Annotated in this window: 15 protein-coding genes; 11 read left to right on the top strand and 4 right to left on the bottom strand. The window is 40.1% G+C overall.

The features are described 5' to 3' along the window. Window positions 1–7: 7 nt before the first annotated feature. The 9 genes from JN178_RS14135 (at window position 8) to JN178_RS14095 (ending at window position 11,953) form a co-directional block, all read left to right on the top strand. Window positions 8–1,309 (top strand): O-antigen ligase family protein, encoded by a 1,302-nt coding sequence (locus tag JN178_RS14135; protein WP_202262098.1) that lies wholly within the window; start codon window positions 8–10, stop codon window positions 1,307–1,309. After that, complete coding sequence (locus JN178_RS14130; RefSeq protein WP_202262097.1) at window positions 1,299–2,876, top strand: GMC oxidoreductase; 1,578 nt, start codon at window positions 1,299–1,301, stop codon at window positions 2,874–2,876. The genes JN178_RS14135 and JN178_RS14130 overlap by 11 nt, the downstream gene beginning before the upstream one ends. A 3-nt stretch (window positions 2,877–2,879) precedes the next feature. Further along, window positions 2,880–3,194: a hypothetical protein gene (locus tag JN178_RS14125; protein WP_202262096.1), complete on the top strand. Its 315-nt coding sequence runs from the start codon at window positions 2,880–2,882 to the stop codon at window positions 3,192–3,194. 183 nt (window positions 3,195–3,377) lie between these two features. Continuing rightward, a complete protein-coding gene (gene asnB / locus JN178_RS14120; protein WP_202262095.1) occupies window positions 3,378–5,258 on the top strand; it encodes an asparagine synthase (glutamine-hydrolyzing) in 1,881 nt (626 codons plus the stop codon). A 5-nt stretch (window positions 5,259–5,263) separates the two neighbouring features. Next, window positions 5,264–7,192 carry an acyltransferase family protein gene (locus JN178_RS14115; RefSeq protein WP_202262094.1) on the top strand — a complete coding sequence of 643 codons (1,929 nt, stop codon included), beginning with the start codon at window positions 5,264–5,266 and terminating at the stop codon, window positions 7,190–7,192. After that, entirely contained in the window at window positions 7,185–8,255 is a 1,071-nt protein-coding gene (locus JN178_RS14110; RefSeq protein ID WP_202262093.1) for an acyltransferase family protein, read from the top strand. Before JN178_RS14115 ends, JN178_RS14110 begins: the two co-directional genes overlap by 8 nt. 3 nt (window positions 8,256–8,258) lie before the next feature. After that, complete coding sequence (locus JN178_RS14105) at window positions 8,259–9,440, top strand: glycosyltransferase (RefSeq protein WP_202262092.1); 1,182 nt, start codon at window positions 8,259–8,261, stop codon at window positions 9,438–9,440. A gap of 8 nt (window positions 9,441–9,448) precedes the next feature. Further along, window positions 9,449–10,273, top strand: a complete 825-nt coding sequence (locus JN178_RS14100; protein ID WP_202262091.1) for a sulfotransferase domain-containing protein — start codon at window positions 9,449–9,451, stop codon at window positions 10,271–10,273. 258 nt (window positions 10,274–10,531) lie between these two features. Further along, window positions 10,532–11,953, top strand: coding sequence for an oligosaccharide flippase family protein (locus tag JN178_RS14095; protein WP_202262090.1), 1,422 nt, complete (start codon window positions 10,532–10,534; stop codon window positions 11,951–11,953). Between the two features lie 81 nt (window positions 11,954–12,034). Here the strand turns inward: JN178_RS14095 and JN178_RS14090 are convergent, their stop codons facing one another. The 3 genes from JN178_RS14090 to JN178_RS14080 form a co-directional block, all read right to left on the bottom strand. Beyond that, the gene (locus tag JN178_RS14090) at window positions 12,035–14,650 is read right to left on the bottom strand and encodes a hypothetical protein (RefSeq protein ID WP_202262089.1); all 2,616 of its coding nucleotides are present in this window, start codon (window positions 14,648–14,650) and stop codon (window positions 12,035–12,037) included. A gap of 119 nt (window positions 14,651–14,769) precedes the next feature. Further along, window positions 14,770–15,996, bottom strand: a complete 1,227-nt coding sequence (locus JN178_RS14085; protein WP_202262088.1) for a glycosyltransferase — start codon at window positions 15,994–15,996, stop codon at window positions 14,770–14,772. Then, window positions 15,989–16,945: a polysaccharide deacetylase family protein gene (locus JN178_RS14080; protein ID WP_202262087.1), complete on the bottom strand. Its 957-nt coding sequence runs from the start codon at window positions 16,943–16,945 to the stop codon at window positions 15,989–15,991. The genes JN178_RS14085 and JN178_RS14080 overlap by 8 nt, the downstream gene beginning before the upstream one ends. A gap of 208 nt (window positions 16,946–17,153) precedes the next feature. Between JN178_RS14080 and JN178_RS14075 the strand changes: the two genes are divergently transcribed. Next, window positions 17,154–18,185, top strand: a complete 1,032-nt coding sequence (locus JN178_RS14075) for a hypothetical protein (RefSeq protein WP_202262086.1) — start codon at window positions 17,154–17,156, stop codon at window positions 18,183–18,185. Continuing rightward, window positions 18,166–19,236, top strand: coding sequence for a FemAB family XrtA/PEP-CTERM system-associated protein (locus JN178_RS14070; RefSeq protein ID WP_232369573.1), 1,071 nt, complete (start codon window positions 18,166–18,168; stop codon window positions 19,234–19,236). The genes JN178_RS14075 and JN178_RS14070 overlap by 20 nt, the downstream gene beginning before the upstream one ends. On the opposite strand, the gene JN178_RS14065 is transcribed toward JN178_RS14070, so the two are convergent. After that, entirely contained in the window at window positions 19,226–20,338 is a 1,113-nt protein-coding gene (locus JN178_RS14065) for a GNAT family N-acetyltransferase (protein ID WP_202262085.1), read from the bottom strand. The two genes, JN178_RS14070 and JN178_RS14065, sit on opposite strands and share 11 nt — an antisense overlap. Window positions 20,339–20,342: the final 4 nt, after the last annotated feature.

Raw genomic sequence — 20,342 nt, 5'->3', positions numbered from 1 at the left:
ATTCGCATTGTCTTTGACAGCAATAGCATTTCTTGCTGCATACTTTGGATGTTTATTCAGGGCGTTTAGCAAAGATCCCAAGTGGGGGTTATATGCTTATCTTTTAGCATTCTATGCACACCCCGTTGGCCGCTGGTGGGGACAGTCTCTGCCAGATCTAAGGTGGTCTTTCTTAGCGGCGCTCGTCACCTTGGTAGCCGTATTTTTTTCAAAGAAAAAGGGGCGTTGGCTCAGCTCAAAAGAGTCAAAGTACTACTTAGTATTTTTGCTTTACCTGTTAGCTCAATACCTTTGGGTATTGAACAGTGCTTTTCACACAATTTTTGTGTTGTTAGTGGTCAAATACTTCATTCTTATTCTCTTAATACAGCAATGTTTAAAAACCAAAGAAGACGTTATTGGCTTTATTATCTGTAACGCGCTTGGGGCACTATATTTTGGTTATTTAGGGTATTCGTATGGTGGAGGAAGGCTTGAGGGCGTTGGTGGGCCCGGAGTCGAGTCTGCTAATGGGCTGGGCCAGCATCTATCGATTCTGCTTGTTATCTCTTCATATCTGTTATTAATAAAAATTGGAAAGATAAAGTATTTATTGCTCTTCGCCGTGCTGGTGATTCTAAATACCATTATGTTAACAGAGAGTCGTGGGGCATTGTTATCTCTGGTGCTCACTGGCGTAGTTGCTATTTTCTTTGTGCCGCCTAGCGTTAAAAAAGTCTTCTTTTCATTGGCCATTCTTGGTGCGGTAGCTTTTGGTTTGCTAATGGGCCCTCAGATTGTCGAGCGCTTCAAGAGCACTCAACAAAATAGCTTTGGCGAAATTCAAGACAAGAGTGCGGCATCAAGGCTAGTTATTATTAAAGCGCAATACGAAATTTTTAAAGAGAAGCCTTTATTAGGTCAGGGGCACCGTACAACATTGGTTTTAAGTCCGTTGTATATCCCTCAAGAGTATTTGTCCAAAGTGAAGTCTGGAGAGCAGGTAGTACAAAGAAGGGCGTCACATAACTTTTTAATGGGTATGCTAACAGATCATGGGATAATCGGTGTTACCCTCTATGCGCTAATTAGCTTGTCTTTATTTAAGAGTTTGCTCAAAGTGAGAAAAGTGATAAAGACCGAAGCAAAAGTTGATAACGAATTACTATTAATTCAAGCTGGTCTGTGCTTGGGTTTTGTTTGTTATTTGATCGCTGGAATGTTTTCAAACAACAAAATCTTTGAGATCGCCGTGTGGCTTATTGCGCTAATACCAATAATAAATAGACTTTTAGAACAGTCATTAACTAGGAATCAAAATGCTAATTGATGGACGCACACTGAACGAAGGTGAAGTAATTAATACTGACATCTGTATCTTAGGCGGTGGGCCTGCCGGGATAACATTGGCAAATGAACTCAATGGGACTGCTCTAGATGTAGTTCTATTAGATGCTGGCGGAGAGCAGTATGAAGCCCAAGTTCAAGAGCTTTACGAAGCTGACAGCGTTCCAGAGTTTTATCCTGACCCTAAAATATCACGACTTCGTTTTTTAGGTGGTGCCAGTAACCACTGGGCTAATAATACGTCTCCTTTTTCTCCTATAGACTTTGAAAAGAGGGATTGGCTAGAACACAGTGGTTGGCCAATTAGCTACAACGAAATGATGCCTTACTATGAAAAGGCTGCTATGTACTGTCAAACAGGCGATGATGGTTACTCAAGTGAATATTGGTTGCCATCAATGGGATTAACCGACTTGCTTTCAGAAGCTAAGTTTTCTCGACTAGGCATAGCTAAAGCGTCTTTACCTCCTACTCGATTCTACGTGTCACATGGTAAGCCTCTTGTTGAAAGCGATAACGTAAAACTTTATACGTATGCAAGTGTAGTTGATTTAGAGTTTGATGAGTCTGATAAACGCATCATTTCCGCTTCTTTTACATCTTACAATGGAAAAACACATAAAGTGGTTGCGGATCGATTTGTACTTTCTATGGGAGGTATGGAAAATGCGCGTATGCTTCTGTTGTTTAACGAGAAGTATAAAAACAAGGTAGGTAACAAGAACGACAACGTGGGAAGGTATTTTATGGATCATCCCACAATGAACGCTGCTCATCTTATTAGTGATGTTGCAAAATTAGACTCAATGAGCCGCTTTGAAGGGCAGAGGTTCTTAGTTGCTTTCTTTGAGTTGACCGAAAAGGCTTTGAGAGAAGAAGAGCTTATAAACCTGAGAATGCCAGTTGTAAGCGGCACAGAATATGGTATGTCTGACGGCGTATCGTCGTTTCATATTCTGAAAAATGCTTTGATAAAAGGCGAACTTCCAGAAGATTTGTTCACCCATTATGGCAACTTGATCCTCGATGCGGATATGGTAATTGAGGCTGTTGCTAGAAAGCAGTTTGACACGAAAATTTTTGAAAGTGCTAAAGATAAGTTGGGGTACCAAATACCTATGATGGTGGAGCAGCTACCTGAGCGAAATAACCGCATTTACCTTTCATCTAAAAAAGATAAATTTGGGTTAAACAAACTTTCAATCGAATGGCAGGTATCGAAGCGAAATAGAGAGCTAATGTGGAGGTCTCTTGAAGTTTTCGCGAGAGACATGGGTATTACCTCAATCGGAAGACTCAGGTTACTAAAAGAGAGAGCATCAAGACTTTTCGGTGACCAAATGGGCTTTGGGCATCATCACATGGGAACTACTCGTATGTCTGATACACCAGAGAATGGCGTTGTGGACAAAAACTGTAAAGTGTTTGATGTTGGTAATTTATACGTTGCTGGTTCTAGCGTTTTTCCGACTGGTAGCCACGTACCTCCAACGCTGACGATTTCCGCGATATCCGTACGATTAGCAGACCACCTTAAGAGTGGAGTGTAAAACATGACAAGTAGAAGAAGCTTTCTAAAAACTGTTTTGGCAGCAAGTTCATTATCTGTTACAAAATGCTTTGGCCTAGAGTCAACCGTAGGTAGTGGCGATCTGCATTTTCTGACTTCATTGTATAAAAGCTGGATGAACCACTATGGACAAACTCCGGAGAGTTATCTAGCTTCTTTGGGAAATGAGATTAAAGATCCTTCTTTTTACAAAAGTAAAATCAAACATGATTTTTTGACAGATGATGTTTTTGAATTTGACGGTGTGATCTTAAGCAAAACAGAAGCCGCAGGGATATCAACGCTACTAACATTGTAGCTACCCCAACCTTATAAACGCATTGCTTTTACGACTTTACTTTGGGTTGAGAAAGAGTAGTGGTAAAGAAATGAAGCATGAGAAAAAATAAACAATCTCTGTTATTCAAAAAAATGATAAATACAACACGCTCTGCCCGCTGCTGGAAAAGAGTATGAATATAGTTAATAGGATTTTCTGAAAATGTGCGGGATATTAGGAACGCTAAATTTTACTAATACGGTTGATGAACAACGACTTGCCTCAATGCGAGACACAATGCCGTATCGTGGTCCAGACAGCAACGGAATTTGGATTTCCAACAATTTGCACTGTGGTCTTGCTCATTTGCGTTTAAGCATATTAGATCCGACGCCCGCTGGCCACCAACCTAGGGTAGAAGAGAATGGTCGTTTCGTTATTTCGTATAACGGCGAAGTGTATAATTACATTGAAATTAGGGCCGAACTTCAGAAAAAAGGTTATACGTTTGAAACGGGCACTGATACTGAAGTTATTTTAAGTGCGTACATTGAGTGGGGCGAAGATTGCTTAAATCGCTTCAATGGTATGTTCGCCATTGCTATATACGACAATGAAACCGAAACCCTATTTTTAGCCCGAGACCGTTTGGGCATTAAACCTGTTTATTACTATCAAGATGAGCATGAGCTTATCTTCGCCTCTGAAACCAAAGCAATACTAAAAGGGTTAAGCGCGCTTCCAGAACTTAATGTCGAACTCATCGATGACTACATGAGCTTTGGATACATACCTGGTGAAAAAACCTTGCACAAAGGCGTTAACCGACTAATGCCAGGGCACTACGCCATTGTGAAAGGTCGCGAAATGAAAATCACGCAATGGTGGGATTTAACATTTAATAATGACGAAGACAAAGGTTTCGATTATTACTTAAATGAGAGTAAACGGTTACTTGAAAGTGCCATCGATTTGCGGTTAAGAAGTGATGTGCCGCTCGGTATTTTCTTAAGTGGTGGCATTGATTCAAGTGCAGTAGTTGGGCTGCTTGCGGACAAAGTTAAAGAGCCATTAAAAACGTTTTCGATAGCCTACGATTTTGGTAAGAACTTTGATGAAACACAGTACGCCAGAATGGTGGCAGACAAGTTTGGTACTGATCATCATGAGTTAAAGATTACCCCTCAACAGTTTGCCGACTTTATTCCTGAATATATTCACTTAATGGATGAGCCTGTCACCGAGGCTGCCGCTATTTCCCTGTTTTTTGTTTCAAAATTGGCAAAAGAAAAAGTGACCGTTGCGCTTTCAGGTGAGGGCTCTGACGAAATATTTGCTGGTTACGACCTGTATCAGTATATGAATGTGTTAGAAAAGTACCGCGGTGTCGTTGGTCAAAAAGGCACAGACCTTTTTGCAGGAATTGCCAATAAAGTATTGGGTAAAAGCCACAAGGTATCTAAATACTTAAATATGGCAACGCAACCCATAGAAAAGCGTTACAAAGGTATGTCGACATACCCCGATGCGCAAAAAGAGGCTTTGTACCGTCCTGATTTTAAAGTAGAGCTAGAAAAAGCCAAAACAGAAACTGGCCATGGTGCCTTTTCAGCGAAGTTGTTTGATAAAACAAAAGACAACGACCAACTAAGTAAGATGCTTTATTTCGATACGAAGACGTGGTTAGTGGACGATTTGTTGATTAAAGCTGATCGAATGAGCATGGCTACATCGGTTGAACTTCGTGTTCCGTTTTTGGACTACAGGCTTGTAGAGTTTGCCGCTAGCATTCCTTCTAAACACAAAATCAATAAAGGTGAAGGTAAATATCCATTGAAGAAAATGATGGAAGGTATTTTGCCTAATGACATTATTTACCGAAAGAAAATGGGCTTCCCTACACCTTTAAAGTTAATGTTTCAAAATGAGCTCAGAGAGTATGCAACCAATTTACTATTGGCTGAAGACACTCGAGTTCACAAGTTCTTTAATAAGGAGCGTATCGCGCAGCTGATTGAGGAACACAACGCCGATAAGTATGACCATCATAAAACCTTGTGGCAATTGGTGGTGTTGGAAGAGTGGCTGAGAAAAAATAGCTAGCTAACATGAGTAAGACAACTTATCACCCACATATTGATGCATTGCGTGCATTTGCTGTGCTTGCTGTGATCATTTTTCATGTTAATCACAATTATCTGGAAGGTGGTTTTGTTGGCGTTGATATATTTTTTGTTATTTCGGGCTATTTAATCACTGCGCAAATATTAAAAGCAGTAAGTGAGAATCGTTTTTCATTTCAAGATTTCTACAGTAGGCGGATTAAACGAATCTTGCCAGCTGCGCTGTCAGTAATTGGGTGTACGGTTCTCATAACGCAATTCATATACTTGCCAGATGACGCGGTCGATGTAGCATCCTCCGCCATTTGGTCATCGCTTTCTCTGCCCAACGTTTATTTTTGGAAGTTTGACGATACTAGTTACTTTGCCTCTAGTAGCTATACAGTACCATTGTTGCACTATTGGTCATTGGGAGTTGAGGAGCAGTTTTATTTTGTATGGCCTTTAGTTATCGTGCTGTTTTACAGAAGGCTAAGTGCTTCGGCATTTATGTTGATGTTAGTACTTACTGTTTTATTGTCCGCAGGTATAGCAGAGTGGTTAATTGCGTCACGGCACTCTTTCGTTTATTACATGCTACCCACTCGAGCGGGTGAGCTATTAGTTGGTGGTGGCCTAGCTGCGCTTTTACATTACGGTTTTCTTGAAAAACCAAAAAAGGCGAGTTGGGTATTTCCCGTATCATGTATCGCGCTACTTATTTCCGTTTTATTTATTCATAAAGAACATACATTCCCAGGCTTTTTATATTTACTACCCACTTTGGCTGCCGCAGGTTTCATTTGGAGCGGCTTCAACAATAACTCGCATTTGGCAAAGTTGCTAAGTAACCAGGTACTGCTATGGGTAGGTAAAATTTCTTTTTCTGCATACCTTGTGCATTGGCCGCTATTAGCATTTTTCCGGTATGGCTACGGTGAACCTAGTCTACTGATACAGTTAGTTTTATTTTTTCTAATATTTGTATTAGCCCATCTAAATTGGCGATTTGTGGAAGAAAAATTCAGACATAAGAGCTTGCCATTTCGACAACTATTGTTAAGGCAAGCTGTTGCTCCGATTTTTTTCGTATCTCTTATTAGCGCTAGTGTGATTTATTCAGATGGCTTTGGTGTAAGGTATTTCAGTGAACAATACAAAAGTCAGCTTGTAGAAAATCAAAATAATGCGAAAGCCCCAAATTCTTACAAACATGTTTGCCAATATTGGCGTTTAGAGCAAGGTCATTTAGCAGATGATAACTGTGTGTTAGGTAAAGGAAACACGCCAAAGGTTTTGTTGTGGGGAGATTCCAATGCAGCACAGTACATCGGAGTGTTAGAAAGCATCGCGAATAAGCAAAAGTGGAGCTTTAGAAATATTTCTCACGCAGCATGTCCTCCAATTTTTTCTGGAGTAGAGAAATTTGTAACAGCAAAACGACTTAGTGACTGTCTTAGTTCTATAGAGTTAGTGAGAAGTACACTGAAACAGTACGACACAATTATTATCTCGTCTGCCTTTCATTATTACATAGAAAAGAATGACGATTACTTCATTCATTTTTTTGAAGCATTAACTACGCTAAGCGAAACACATAAGATTGTTGTGTTGGGCAATGTTCCTGTGTTTGATAATTTTGATAGAAACTGTCTTGCCAAAGCGATTACTTATCCTTGGCTCAAGTGTGACTATGTTGCAGATACGAAAAAGATTGAAGAGATTAACAAAACACTGAGTCGTTTTACTGAAAGTAGTCCGAAAATTCACTTTGCATCACTCAACAGTTGGTTATGCAAAGAAGAATGTACTCCCTATAAAGCTGGTAGGCTCATTTACTATGACGGAAGTCATTTGGACGCAATAGTTACCAGGGACAGTGATGTTATGTCTGACTTTGAAGTTACAATAAAACGCGGAGTGCAATTTGAATAAGCATATTTCTTTGTATCTGGATGTTTGGCGCTTTGGAGCTGCATTAGTAGTATTTCTTTCTCATGTAGCATCACAGAAGATAAGTAATGGTTTGTTTTGGCAGACTAAACATTATGACCAAACTGCTGTGATGATATTCTTTGTCATGTCAGGATTCGTCATTTCATATATATCATCGACTAAAGAGACTGAATTAAAAGACTACTCTATAGCACGAGTAAGTAGGCTCTATTCAGTTGTAGTTCCTGCGTTGTTGATCACTTTTATTGCCGACTCCATTGGTTATTCTATTAACCCTGAATTCTACACGGAAGGGCCTTGGCCGTTTGAGACTGATAGCTATCTACTTACATATTTCCTGTCTTTCTTGATGATTCAAAATGTTTGGGACCTTGGGTTAAATCCAGGTATCAATCAACCATTTTGGTCATTAACGTTTGAATGGATTTACTACATTGCATTTGCTGCCGTATTTTATTTTAAGTCTAACTGGAAGTATGCTTGGCTTGCATTGATTTTAGTTTTGGCCGGGCCTACGATTGTGGCGCTTTTCCCTATTTGGTTACTGGGTTATTATTTATATCGAGTGATGTCAAATAATGCGCGCCAAACTAACTCACTTCTTTCAGTGCTAATTTCATTTAGTGCGGTAGTTGCGATGGTCCTTGTGGGTCCTGAAATACGTAAAATAGAGTTTTCAAGTTCCCTTATAGCTAGAAAAGAAGTATATGGCGATTACTTTGATGCAATAATGTTTTGCATACACCTCTATTTTGCACCGTCGATATTACATTATGGAGGCTACATATTAGAGAGGTATGCTAGTGCCATCAGGAAGGTTGCTGCGTGTACTTTTGCGCTTTACCTTTTTCATAGGCCACTTATACAGCTGATTGCTGCTATTACACCTACCGACCTCGAAGATTCTTTTTATAGATTAAGCCTTCTATTGATTCCCTTATTAATCGTATTTACCGTAGGTTATTGGTCAGAAAAACAAAAAAGCAACTTAAAAAACATCTTGAATGATTTGTGCACAAAGTTTGTAGGGAAAGTTAAGTAGGCTATGTCATCTAGCAACAGAAAAAAAATACTCGCTATCAGTTATTTGTTTCCAAATTCGGAAAAACCTAATCACGGTATATTTGTGTATAACCGCTTAAATGCCATGGCTAAGTATGCCGATGTCACGGTTATTAACCCTATACCTTGGTCACCGTTGCATTCCTTTATTGATAAGTTTAAACACCTAAGGAATATTCCTGCTAAGACCCAGCGTGGTAATCTGACCATATATCACCCCAGATACCTGTCAATTCCAGGATATGCAAAAGGGATTGAAATTCCTACCTATCGCAGCGCAGTGAAAAAGGTGATTAACGAAATAGGCTTCGATTTTGATTTGATTGACTTGCATTGGACTTTCCCAGACCTTCCAACAGGTGACTATTTAAGTAACCGTTATGGTGTGCCGTATAGAGTAACACTTAGAGGGATGGAAGCCTTTCATATTCAAGATGGTGACGTACGTCAGGCGTCTGTAGCACAGTATTTAAATAAAGTTGATAGCATTATTTCGCTTAGTACTGAGATGGCTAATCAAGCGATATCAATGGGAGTAAGCCCGGAAAAGGTCACTGTAATTCGAAATGGCGTAGACACCGAAATGTTTTACTACAAGCCTGTTGAAGAGAGTAGAGCGCTTTTAAAGCTGCCGAAAGAGCATAGAATTGTGCTTGGCGTAGGATCGCTTATTCATCGAAAGGGCTTCGATGTTGTCATTAAGGCCATGGCTGAAATTGAATCGAAAGAAAAGCTGTTTCACTTCTACATATTAGGTTCAGAAGGGCCTGAAGGCGATTACAGAAGCGAGTTGAAAAAACTGGTAAGGGAAAAAGAGTTAGAAAACTTCGTGCATTTTGTAGGTGCCGTTCCTAACGAAACACTAGTCGACTGGTATAATGCAGCAGATGTTTTTTGCTTATCAAGTAGAGGGGAGGGGAGCCCCAATGTGCTTACAGAAGCATTGGCTTGTGGTTGCTCAGCGGTAAGTACCAAGGTTGGCAGTGCGCCTGATATTATGGAGAGCGAAAAAGGTTTGGGTGTTTTGGTTGACGTAGACGACAGCCACAACATGAGAGATGCCCTATTACAGCTTTTAGCTAAAGAAAATGATAGGCAGCAACGTGCTGAAGTATTTGGAAAGTACACGTGGGATTGGTGTGCAAAACAGACATTTGATGAGTAAAACACAAAATGAAAAGTAAAGTTACAGACTCCACAACAAAAATTTCAAAATATATTAAGCCGTTCTATCAGCAAATTAGATATGCCACTAACTCGTCGTCAAGAATCGTCGCGATACTAGGGTGTCAAAGGTCAGGCACAACATTACTATCCAGAGTACTCGACTCTTTTACCTACACTCGTACTTTTGGAGAATTTAGTTCGCTATCATCAGAATGCCCGAATAACATAAGATTAAACGGTTTATCAGATGTAAAAGTGACGCTAGGTAAAGTCAAAGCTCCTCTAATAGTCATGAAGCCCTTAGTCGAGAGCCAGAATGCCATTAGTCTATTGGACACGCTTGAGAATATTACTGCTGTTTGGTTGTATCGGAATTATCTCGATGTGGCACTCTCTGACCTTAAAAAGTTTCCAAAAACATCTGGCCGAGGAAATTTGCAACCTATTCTCGATCGTGATGAGAATAATTGGCGCTCACAAAATGTTCCTAAAGAATTAGTTGAAACTGTAAAGGCAGTTTATTCAGATTCACTCACAGAATTGGATTGTGCTTGTCTGTTTTGGTTTGTAAGAAACTCACTATTTTTCTATCAAGGGTTGGAAAAGCGTGAAGATGTGGTTCTGTGGAAATATGAAAACCTCATGTTTGAACCAGAGAAACATTTTTCAAAGCTATCTGACAAACTAAAAGTAGACCTTTTAGACTATGATTTTTCAAAGACATTTTCAAAAAGCTCTATAAAAAAAGAAAGTGGTACTAAGTTAAATGATGAGGTGGAGAGGCTTTGTCAAACGTTGATGACTAAACTTGATGCACATTGCGTGAGTTAACTAAGCGCAACCTTTAAGGCTCTTTGAAAAAGAAAGTCTTTAGGCTTTTCTCGTTACTTAGCTCCAATTAAAGAAGTACTTAGTTAAGACAAGCTTATAAGAAACAAGTAATATTGGCAGCGTAGATAACATTTGGTTTTCTTCAATGGAATTGGGTCAGCCTTATCTACCACTTTATTTTAGGTTTAAGGTTTAGCTAGCAGAATAGCTTGTCTAGCTCTTATATTTTTCCTTCCGTTTTTCACTACAGGTATATCCGTGAGAAGTGCATTTTTGTGGTCTTTTGCATCAAATTATCTTGAAGTCATTATTAGGATTGTTTCTGTAGTTGTTCTTGCACGGTTGCTTACTCCAACAGAAATCGGAACATTTGCAATAGCAGGTGCTATTTTCGCGGTTGCTCAGATGTTTAGAGATATGGGGCTATCAAGCTATTTGATAAAAGAAGAGCAATTAACTGATGAAAAGAAGTCGGGTGCACTTTTTGTTTCATGGTTTATATGTATTTCACTCAGTTTCATAATTTATTGCTCTTCCGATTCAATTGGAAAATATTATTCGAACGCTGAAATTGGCGAAATCCTCAATATTTTTTGTATTAACCTTTTGCTTATCCCTATAGGTATACTGGAACAAAGCCAGATTAGAAGAAATCTAGATTTCAAAAGGCTTGCTTGCGTTACTGTGTTTAGTCAAACAGTGCATCTGACTATTGCAATCTATCTTGCTTATGACGGGTTCGGTGCGCTGAGTCTAGCCTATGCATCTTTATCAGCAACAATCACGACCATTATTATGGTTAAGTTATTAGCGCCAAATCGCCGTTTTTACTTCCCAAAATTTCAATATGCTAAACAAGTGCTACCGTTTGTTTTTCGAGTCGGAGGGGCAAATATCCTAAATAGCTCTAATGAACAAGGGCAGCCTATCATCGTAGGAAAGTTGTTAACTGAAGAGGCCGTTGCGATACTCGATAAGGGAACTGCCGCCATTATGATGCTTGACCACTTTTTGTTTAATGCGATAAAGCGTGTTTTGGTTCCTCTTTTTTCAAAATTAAAACGAGAAAAGAAAAATGTTCAAGGAACCTACTTAGAGATAGTTTGCGTAGTCACCTGTATCGCATGGCCGTTTTTGGTCTACCTCGGCTATCATGCGGAACTTGTAGTGTTAGTTCTATTCGGGGAACAGTGGGTGGACGCCATCGTTCTTATTCCATACCTATGTGTTGCTTTTGGTATCGCGACGATTAGTCGGTATGTGAACGAATTACTGACCAGTACAGGCTTAGAAGTTCAGCTTTTGAGGACAAGTGTTGTTACCACAGTTGCGCGATTAGTGACATTAATATTGGTTGCACCGTATGGATTAGAAGCAATAGCTATGTCTTTAATACTAGTGGAGTTATTTAGGTTTATTGTCACTTCCTTCTATCTCAATAAATACCTTAATATTGGACCTAGTGATTTTATCAGGTCTTGCAGCAAGAGTATGGCTGTGATGATGATTTGTATTTTGCCAATAGTTCCACTTCACGTATTTTCATGGGATGCAGGGTCACTGTTAGTTGTTTCTTTACACTCTTTATTTGTAGCTGTGTTTTGGTTCACTGCATTGAAAGTCACCGAGCATCCGTTGCTTAAGATGTTGCTGAGCTTGATGCCAAAAAAAAGTAGTTAAGTATTGGCTAACAAATTTAAAGGGCTAATAAAGCAAGGGAGCCCTATTTGGGCTCCCTAGACATATACTTCGAAAGCGACGCTAAGCGCCATAAATTAGCTCTATTTTTTCGACAACTAGCGAACTGTTAACTGATACGTTTGAACTTATATTTATTAAATCTAACCATGTAATGTTTAAATCAGCCAATTCAAACTGACTGTACCCTGTGCCAGGCTCTTGCGCGATTTGATCGAAGCCAGAAACTGTTGTTTGTGATAGCTCAAACCAAGTGCCCCCATGAATTTGTCTACCCTCATAATCAAAAGAAACCATTGGTGCAAACACTAATTCTTCGCTACTAAAATTCTTCCAGGTAACTTTTAACTGCGCATTAGCTTCAATATTAATGCCGTCACCTTTTATTCCTTGGTAGTTATATTTTCCGTTATTTCCAATTACTATTCCGAGCCCCTGTTCGTAAAACCCCGTGTAGTTATCCATAAATACCGAGTTTAGGCTTTCATGAAGTTCGAATTCACTCGAGTTTTGTAAAGAAAAGTCTGCCAAAACCACACTTGTTTGAGATGCTTGCGCTTCTATCGCCTTCGTAAAGTTTATTGGCATTTCACAATAATCAGATTGGTCGAATTGGGCACTTACCACTTCGATTCTTTCTAACAAAAGTGTTTTGTTGTTAGAAAAGTTGCTATTTACATTAATGCTGTACGGATTTAATGGCGCAGGTACCATTAGCTCGGAAACGGTTGTATTTCCACTCGTTGCATTCGCAATATCTAGCGATATCCACTCATGACTTTCTGCTTGGTTAAATCGATTTTGTACTGAAAAAGAAAGGCGTGGAGCAAATGAAATAGCGTCTTCGCCAATATTTCTCCAAACAAGTCTTATTTTATCGCCTGCATCCAGATAGATGCCTGAGCCTGAGATCCCTTGATAGTTATACTCCGCGTTGGAACCAACTAAAGTCGTCATTCCACTTTGATATACGCCCGTGTATATGTCATGAAAAACGCTGTCGAAGTAGCTTGATGGTAAATAGGTTTGGCCGAACTCTACTAGCACTTTGCATTGACCAACTCTCAATTGGTCTTCAGTTCGTACATCTATTTCTAGCTCAACATCAGTTGTTTGGCCTACGTTATCAATCGCAGAAAGGATGACGGTGTCGGAGCTTGCTTGTGATGCAACACCAACTAACTTGTTGCCCTCTAACGTTAGGCCATTGGGCAGCCCTATTGCTTGAAGATTGTAGGGGCTTTTACCACCTTCAACCACAATTTCCTGCTCGTAATTATAACCAACAACCGGTTGATTGATTTCAGACGTCTTGATTTGCAATGGGTAATTAACATCTACAATAGTGTAGTCGATAGTCTTAACAAGGTTTTTTTTCGCTACCTGGCCAACTCCTGGAACATCAACAAGCATATTGTCTTCTTCATAATAATTACCTTCAGCGCGCTCTGAAATATCGCGAACGGCGAAGTAGACAGTGCTACGTTCCGATAGGTACGTAAGGTGCTCACCTCTTAGTTTCAAAGATGCCCAAAGTAGATTGTAGCCATTATTAGGTTTGTAGATAACGCCTTCTGCATTTGATTGTCTTCTGTCGAAATTTGTGACAAAAGCTGGTGTGAATGCGCCCTCAAAATTGCTATTGTCAATTGGCTCGAAAGAGTACCGTACCTCATACTTTGCTGAGCAATCTAAACAACGATATTTATCTTCAAAAGAAATGTCGAATTCGCTTGAATCGGGCGAGTAGCCTACTGCAAGCGTTTTGATAGTTTCTTCGTTTTCGTAAGGCTTATAATTTGTGCTTACTTCGTCAATGTAATACACACTGTTTGCTGGCAAATATTTAGAAAAATCAGCTCGAAGGTTAAATGCCGCAATATTGGCAAAATAATCTGTACCGCTGCCTGCATATTCTGTCCCGCCCTCAGCGAATGCGTGAAGGTCGTTAACACCACCACTATTTTTGTGAGTGGGGCTTGCATCAAACTGTATTTTAGTCCATCCCCCCATAGGAATATTAGCGGCGTGGTGATAGTAATGTGCACCTTTACTCGTATCTACAAATGGATAAAACGAAAAGCTTTTGACTGGTGAATTATAGAACTCTGCAGAATACTTATCGATATCTACACTATTTCTCGGCATTAAAACCCACACAGTTAAGCGGTTCTTTCCCGAAAATTGTTCAATCTTGCTCGTTGGTGTCGGGCCCTTGTAATATAAGGCTATATCGCCTGGTAGAAGCGACTGTACACCTAAGTCTTCATCAGAGACGAACTCTTTTTTACTTCTAAGCGGTGTGCCATCGGATTGTGAGTTACCGTTAGCATCTTTATACATTCCGCCTGTGAGATGAACTCGAAGCGATGTTCCTTCGACAGAAAACTCAGAACTTGAGTCAATATATCCGTATTGAAGCCAACCCATATGATCAGAGTTTCTTTCATTATAATAGGGATAAAACTTGGAACCATCTGCTCGACAAAGCTTAGATTGCGCTTCGCCATTGTATATTTGGCAGGGATTTTCTCCCTTATCCGAATAATACCAATCGTCAAAGCCGCGCTCTAATTCACCGTTCTGGAAATCGAACGACATAAAAACATCGGGTTCTGCATTAATAACGGGTGCTGTACTTACTGTAACAGCGGTAAAAACACTCAATAGGCTCTTCATACAACTACTCCTGAAAGCACCTAACAACAAAGTGATTACAAGTGTAGATATGTACATTTTTTGTTCAAGTTACATTGGGTGTGTGTTTAAGAAACTAGTTATGAGCATTCATTCTCAACCTAAACCAGTGCTATAAGCGCGTTGTGCAATTGTCTTGCTTTGTGTTCTCTACTGTGACCGTCAAGATTTCTTTTTATTTCAGCGGATTGCTGTTCAATGATAGCCAAAAGTGCGGCTTTTGATTCTGCTTCAGAATAGCAACTTACTACACCAGCGTGATTTGCGGCTAAAGTTTGCGTAGCGCTACCTGTAGGAGATTTAACCAAAAGTGGTTTCTGTGTTCTCAAGTATTCGTAAAGTTTTCCAGGTATCTGCTTGTTAAACCTTTCGTCCTGTATAAGTAAAAGTGCACTACACTGCATCATATTAGACAAAGCGTTAATGAAAGGAACGGGAGGAATAAATTTGACAAGGTTTACTATACCTAATTCATTAAGCGTATGATGAAAGTCTTGGCCATCACCAGCGCCTTGAAATATAAGTTCAAAGTTGTCTTCGTTGATCTTTCCTTCACGTTGCAATGATGCAAGAGCACTGAAGATTGGCTTAGGATCTCTGCCATGGGGGTACAATACGCCTGAATAATATAAACTAAACTTGTCAGTTGAAAACGGAGATTCCATAGCGGGTAACTCGGCTAACTTTTTAAAGTTGCTTTCGTCAAAACCATTCTCAATTACCATGCTTTTTTCACTTACTAAGTCGCCATATTCTTTGCAATACAAGTCGCGTACTTGTTGCGTGGCAAATGTAAGCGTGCTGGCTTGCTTTAATGTTTGTGAATCTATTTTTTTATGCTGTTTGTCAAGGCGCTTGCCTGCAGAACCGTTCATGTAATGAAATGGGTCTCTATAATCTGCAACCCAAGGAATGTTACCTTCAGAAGATAATTTCTGAGCGATATAATGTGTGCTGGGAATGGGCGATGACGACCAAATTACATCGGGTTTGTATTGCTTCAACAGCTTTTTGCCTTTTACAAGTGCACATGGGATCCACGTTAACCCCCATCTATCAGGCATTTCCATTGAAGATAGGTATTTCCCTTTTATTGATAGATGTCGTGGTACATCAAGTGCCATCGCTCGATAAACTAAGTCGTCTTTACCGTCTTGATAGCTATTATCAATGCGTTGATAGGCCTTAGAAGAGGCCGTCAATACAACAACTTTCCATCCCCATTGTTTCAAGTAACGATAGAAGCTTTCTATTCTAGGTACCGACGCTCCGTTACTAGGGGGAAACTCAAAGGCTATCATTAAAAGTGTTTTGCCATGATTAGTCACTGAGTTTCTCTCCTGCTATTTTTTTTATTGAAATACAAAACTGATTGAGCTCTTTTCTGTGAGGCATAAATCTGGGAAGTCTTGTTTTGGGGCTGTTTAACGTAATGCCGCCGTCATTGGTGGCAAAACCATACGCTACACCGCTTTGCCGCAACATCTCCTCATGTTGTTCGTTGAAATCTCGACCAAACCAACCATTTGGATAGGCGAAACACGTTACATTTTTGGGAAGTAGCTTGTTAAGAAACCTCACAGAGAGCTCGATTTCGTTGAAAGCTACATCGTCTGCCTGATAAGCCAAAATACTATGGGTGTGTGTATGGGCGCCAATGCAATGACCTCTGTTTTGTAATTCAACCAGTTGAGATGCTGTCATCATGCACCGTGGCGTTTCTGCCTTACCAAGAGTTTGTTGTAATTCTATTAGGTGGCTGTCTCGTGTGCTATTGGGCAGTACTTTCAACTGACCGACAAGAGATAAGTAAGCGGCGGCTTTTTGCTCTTCTGTATCAAGGTTAAAATGCTTGCCATGAAACACTAAACTTTTTGCTTCGGTGCACTTTACTATTTCTAACAATTCGTCGTTCCATAGGTAGCCACGTTCAGTACCTTGTGTCGAAACAAAAAAGCTGGCTTTGCCTCCTACAGACTCGATAACAGGTGCTGCTAATTCATAATTATCCTGATACCCGTCATCAAACGTAAGACACAGGGCGTTACTAGGAAGTGTATTATTTTCTAGGCACTGCAATGCATCTTCCAGTGACATCAAGGTAAAGTGCTTACTCAGCTTTCTAATTAATAATTGAAAATTATCAAGGTGCCAATCGTCTGGGCAGAACGCAGTGGCAGTGGGGAGTACTCTGTGAAAATACAACACTGGGAGAGGGTTACTTTTAAGCTTTATCTTATTAACGGCATCCACTGCTTTTAATACAACAGAAAGCATATATTTCCATTCCCGAGTCAATTCTAGTTAGGCAGCTTGTGTTATGGTGCTTACCTTCAATCAAATATTGCAACCAGAATACATGGTGAATGAATTGAAGTGAATTGATAAGTGTATAGTTTACGCATTATTGGCTGTAATTATAGCAAAAGGTAGGGCAGAATAATGGGAAGTCAAAAAGCAACTAATCTAGCAAGGAACTAGGGTAATGGAATTCGCTAAAAAGGGCTTTTTGTACTTAGCATTGTCAGTATTGGCTTTTAATGCGTCGGCGAATGGTGTGCTCGTAGACGGTAAACCATTCGCATCATTGAAAAGTGCAATCTCTAGCATAAAAGATGGCAGTCGAATTTATTTAGAGGCTGGCGTGTATACCGAAGGTGCATACATCAAGGCGAGTAATATTGCTATATTAGGTGAGCCAGGTGTTGTTTTTGACGGTGCATTGGCCGATGGCAAAGCGGCTCTGGTTCTTACCGGGGATAACGTAGAGGTAGAGTCAGTAGAGTGCGCGAATATTACAGCCCCCGCGGGTAATGGCGCATGTATCCGTTTTGAAGGGGCTAACCTTGTTGCGCGTGATATACATGTTCATGATTGTGAATCGGGCATTATGACCGCCGGTGATGCAGGAAAAGTCGAGGTGTCATATTCTCGGTTTGAAAGGCTTGGCAACCGCAATGGTTACGCTCATGCGTTGTATATCAAAGCTGATGAATTGCATTTTCGCTACTCTTCCATTTTGAGTACCAAAATGCAGGGGTCGGGAATTAAGTCTCGCTCAAAGAAGGTTATTATTGAAAATAGCATCATTGCTGCCCTAGATGGGGTAGATAGCCGTTTAATTGATATGGCAAATTACGGCGAGCTTATAATTCGCGACAGCATACTTCAGCAGGGTAACAACTCTTCCAATAGCCAACTCATTGCCTACGGGTTGGAAAAGAGAATTAAACAAGAGTTTGAGATTAATAAAATAGTAATTAAGGATAACTTGATTTTCTTTGACCGCAGGCAAGCAAATGTATTGGTGCGAAGTCGTTTGGAAGATGAACGTATTATAAGTGGTAACGTATTTGTTGGGGATTTTAATAACCCAAACGAGTTTGTTGAAGGCAATTTGTGGTATATGTCTAGAGCAAAAGCACACGTTACATCAGCGCCCTATTTACCTCAAATCCATGAAAAACAAATTGTAATGGACAGAATAAGAATTATTGGTGAAGCACAAAATGATTGATGGAAACAACGCATCTTATGTTGTGAGTGAATTTTCAGACAGTGATGCAGCGGCGTGGGATAGCTACGTTGATAGACATCCTGAAGGGACGCTTTATCACAAAGCCGATTGGGCTGGACTTATTCGAAAAACTTTAGGTCAAACTCCTCGTTACCTAAAGGCACAAGACTCTAGTGGGAAAATTGTAGGTGTTTTGCCTCTCGTCAATTTAAAGAGTTTAGTGTTTGGTAACTTTTTGGTGTCTATGCCGTATTTTAATTACGGAGGCGTTTTAGCTGATAGCGAAGAGATAGCCTCGGCGCTGGTTAACGCGTCGACAGACATTGCAGATAAACTGAACGTGTCGCATGTTCAGTATCGTTGCTCTTCTGAGTGTATGCCAGAGGCATTCCCAGTTGCTACGCACAAAGTTAATATGATTTTAGATTTACCAGAATCACAAGATGCGCTAGGTAAATCGATTGGTTCGAAACGTCGCTCTCAAATTAAACGGCCAATTCGAGAAGGTGTAAGCCACAAAATTGGTGGGAAAGAATTAGTTGATGATTTTTACGAAGTGTTCTGCATCAACATGCGAGACTTAGGTACACCTGTTTACAGTAAAAAATTGTTCGAGAGCATATTTGAAATATTTCCTGAAAACACAAAAATCTGCGTTGTGTATTGGGAAGGAAAGCCAGTATCTACAGGCTTTTTAATGCATTATAGAGATCGATTAGAAATTCCGTGGGCAAGTACTGTGCGCTATGCCAATAGAATTTCAGTAAACATGTATTTGTATTGGCAAATTCTTTCTTATGCCATTGAAACCGGCTTTAAGCAGTTTGATTTTGGGCGCTCGACAGTTGATGCGGGTACCTACAAGTTTAAAAAGCAGTGGGGGGCACAGCCACAGCAATGTTATTGGTACCACTATGTACCAAAAGGGAAAGATCTTCCCGACTTGTCTCCTGATAACGAAAGTTTTGGTTTGGCAATAAAAGTATGGCAAAAGCTGCCAATACCAATTACCAAAATAATCGGGCCACATATTGTAAAGGCTATTCCTTAGAGAATAGCCTTTTTTTTATTCCTCTTAACCAATGCTCAAGTTTCGTCTTTAAAGAAGGGCGTTGAAAAAATAAGTAGCTGAACTGAAGTGTGTTGTCAGTAAATGAACGCTTGTAGCGGTAATCTCCCGCCAAAAAATCGTAATGCTTTAAGCCTTGTTGGGAGCACCACTGAATCACAAAGTGATGAAGACTGAGACCATATTTTATTTTGTTATTGGTACTATTCTCGTTGGCTGATAAGTAGTAATAAAACGTATCCTTGTGCACAAATCCAATCAGCACTGCAACAACATTGTTTGCATCTGACAATTCGGCACTAATCAGTTCAGTACTGTCGTTGTATTTTGCTAGTAATTCGATGTGACTGACGAAAGTGTCGGTGCAAAATCCGCTTTCTTCTTGCCACGTGTTTTCATGCATTGGCTGCAATTTAGTAAGTGCAGACAAATAGTCCTTAGTATCTCTGGAAACGGTAAAAGCGATACCCATCTGCTCAATTAATTTATTACTTCTTCTAATTTGAGAGCGTGCTTGTGCACTTTTGTACTTGGTATCGCCGTCAGCACTTATTGGCAGCTTGTATCCAACTGAATGAAGGTAGTCTCTTACCCAGAAATCTTTGAGAATTGCACTTGTTTCATCGCACACGCCTTTTTCGCTAACGCCTAAAATAAACTCGTCAACGTCAAGGAAATGAGAGGTGACAAAAGACCACATTGCCGCGCGAATAGCCTTTGGGGCACGCGCATCAAGCACAAAATCGTTGTACTCTATCCAACTCTTATCCAGTGCGTCATCACCAGTTTTGTGAAGATACAATTGTGTATAGCGAAATAGAATATTTCGGGTTTCTTGTGTTTTAACAAAAAGGCCTAGACCAACTGTTTCATCGCAATGCACAGCCTCGGTGAGGTAGAGTGTATAGCCACTATCCAATGCATTGTGAGCAAAACTGGCTATCCAACGCCAACTCAAAAAGAATGCACTATCAGCACGATTAAAAAGTGTGGTCCACTTATTTTCTAAAAGGAGAAGTTGTGCCGTGGAATTTACTTTATGAGACTTAACGATAATCTCGGACGATGGGATGGTTTCACTCAAAACA

The organism is Alteromonas sp. KC3 (genome assembly GCF_016756315.1).
Taxonomy (GTDB): Bacteria; Pseudomonadota; Gammaproteobacteria; order Enterobacterales; family Alteromonadaceae; genus Alteromonas.
The sequence above is the reverse complement of the archived record's forward strand: the minus strand, read 5'-3'. Positions and strand labels throughout refer to the sequence as shown.

Excerpts from the sequence above, each read along its gene's own strand:
- asnB (WP_202262095.1), top strand. The coding sequence starts at position 3,378 with ATGTGCGGGATATTAGGAACGCTAAATTTTACTAATACGGTTGATGAA.
- JN178_RS14090 (WP_202262089.1), bottom strand. The coding sequence starts at position 14,650 with ATGAAGAGCCTATTGAGTGTTTTTACCGCTGTTACAGTAAGTACAGCA.
- JN178_RS14075 (WP_202262086.1), top strand. The coding sequence starts at position 17,154 with ATGGAATTCGCTAAAAAGGGCTTTTTGTACTTAGCATTGTCAGTATTG.
- JN178_RS14125 (WP_202262096.1), top strand. The coding sequence starts at position 2,880 with ATGACAAGTAGAAGAAGCTTTCTAAAAACTGTTTTGGCAGCAAGTTCA.
- JN178_RS14080 (WP_202262087.1), bottom strand. The coding sequence starts at position 16,945 with ATGCTTTCTGTTGTATTAAAAGCAGTGGATGCCGTTAATAAGATAAAG.
- JN178_RS14100 (WP_202262091.1), top strand. The coding sequence starts at position 9,449 with ATGAAAAGTAAAGTTACAGACTCCACAACAAAAATTTCAAAATATATT.
- JN178_RS14115 (WP_202262094.1), top strand. The coding sequence starts at position 5,264 with ATGAGTAAGACAACTTATCACCCACATATTGATGCATTGCGTGCATTT.
- JN178_RS14105 (WP_202262092.1), top strand. The coding sequence starts at position 8,259 with ATGTCATCTAGCAACAGAAAAAAAATACTCGCTATCAGTTATTTGTTT.
- JN178_RS14130 (WP_202262097.1), top strand. The coding sequence starts at position 1,299 with ATGCTAATTGATGGACGCACACTGAACGAAGGTGAAGTAATTAATACT.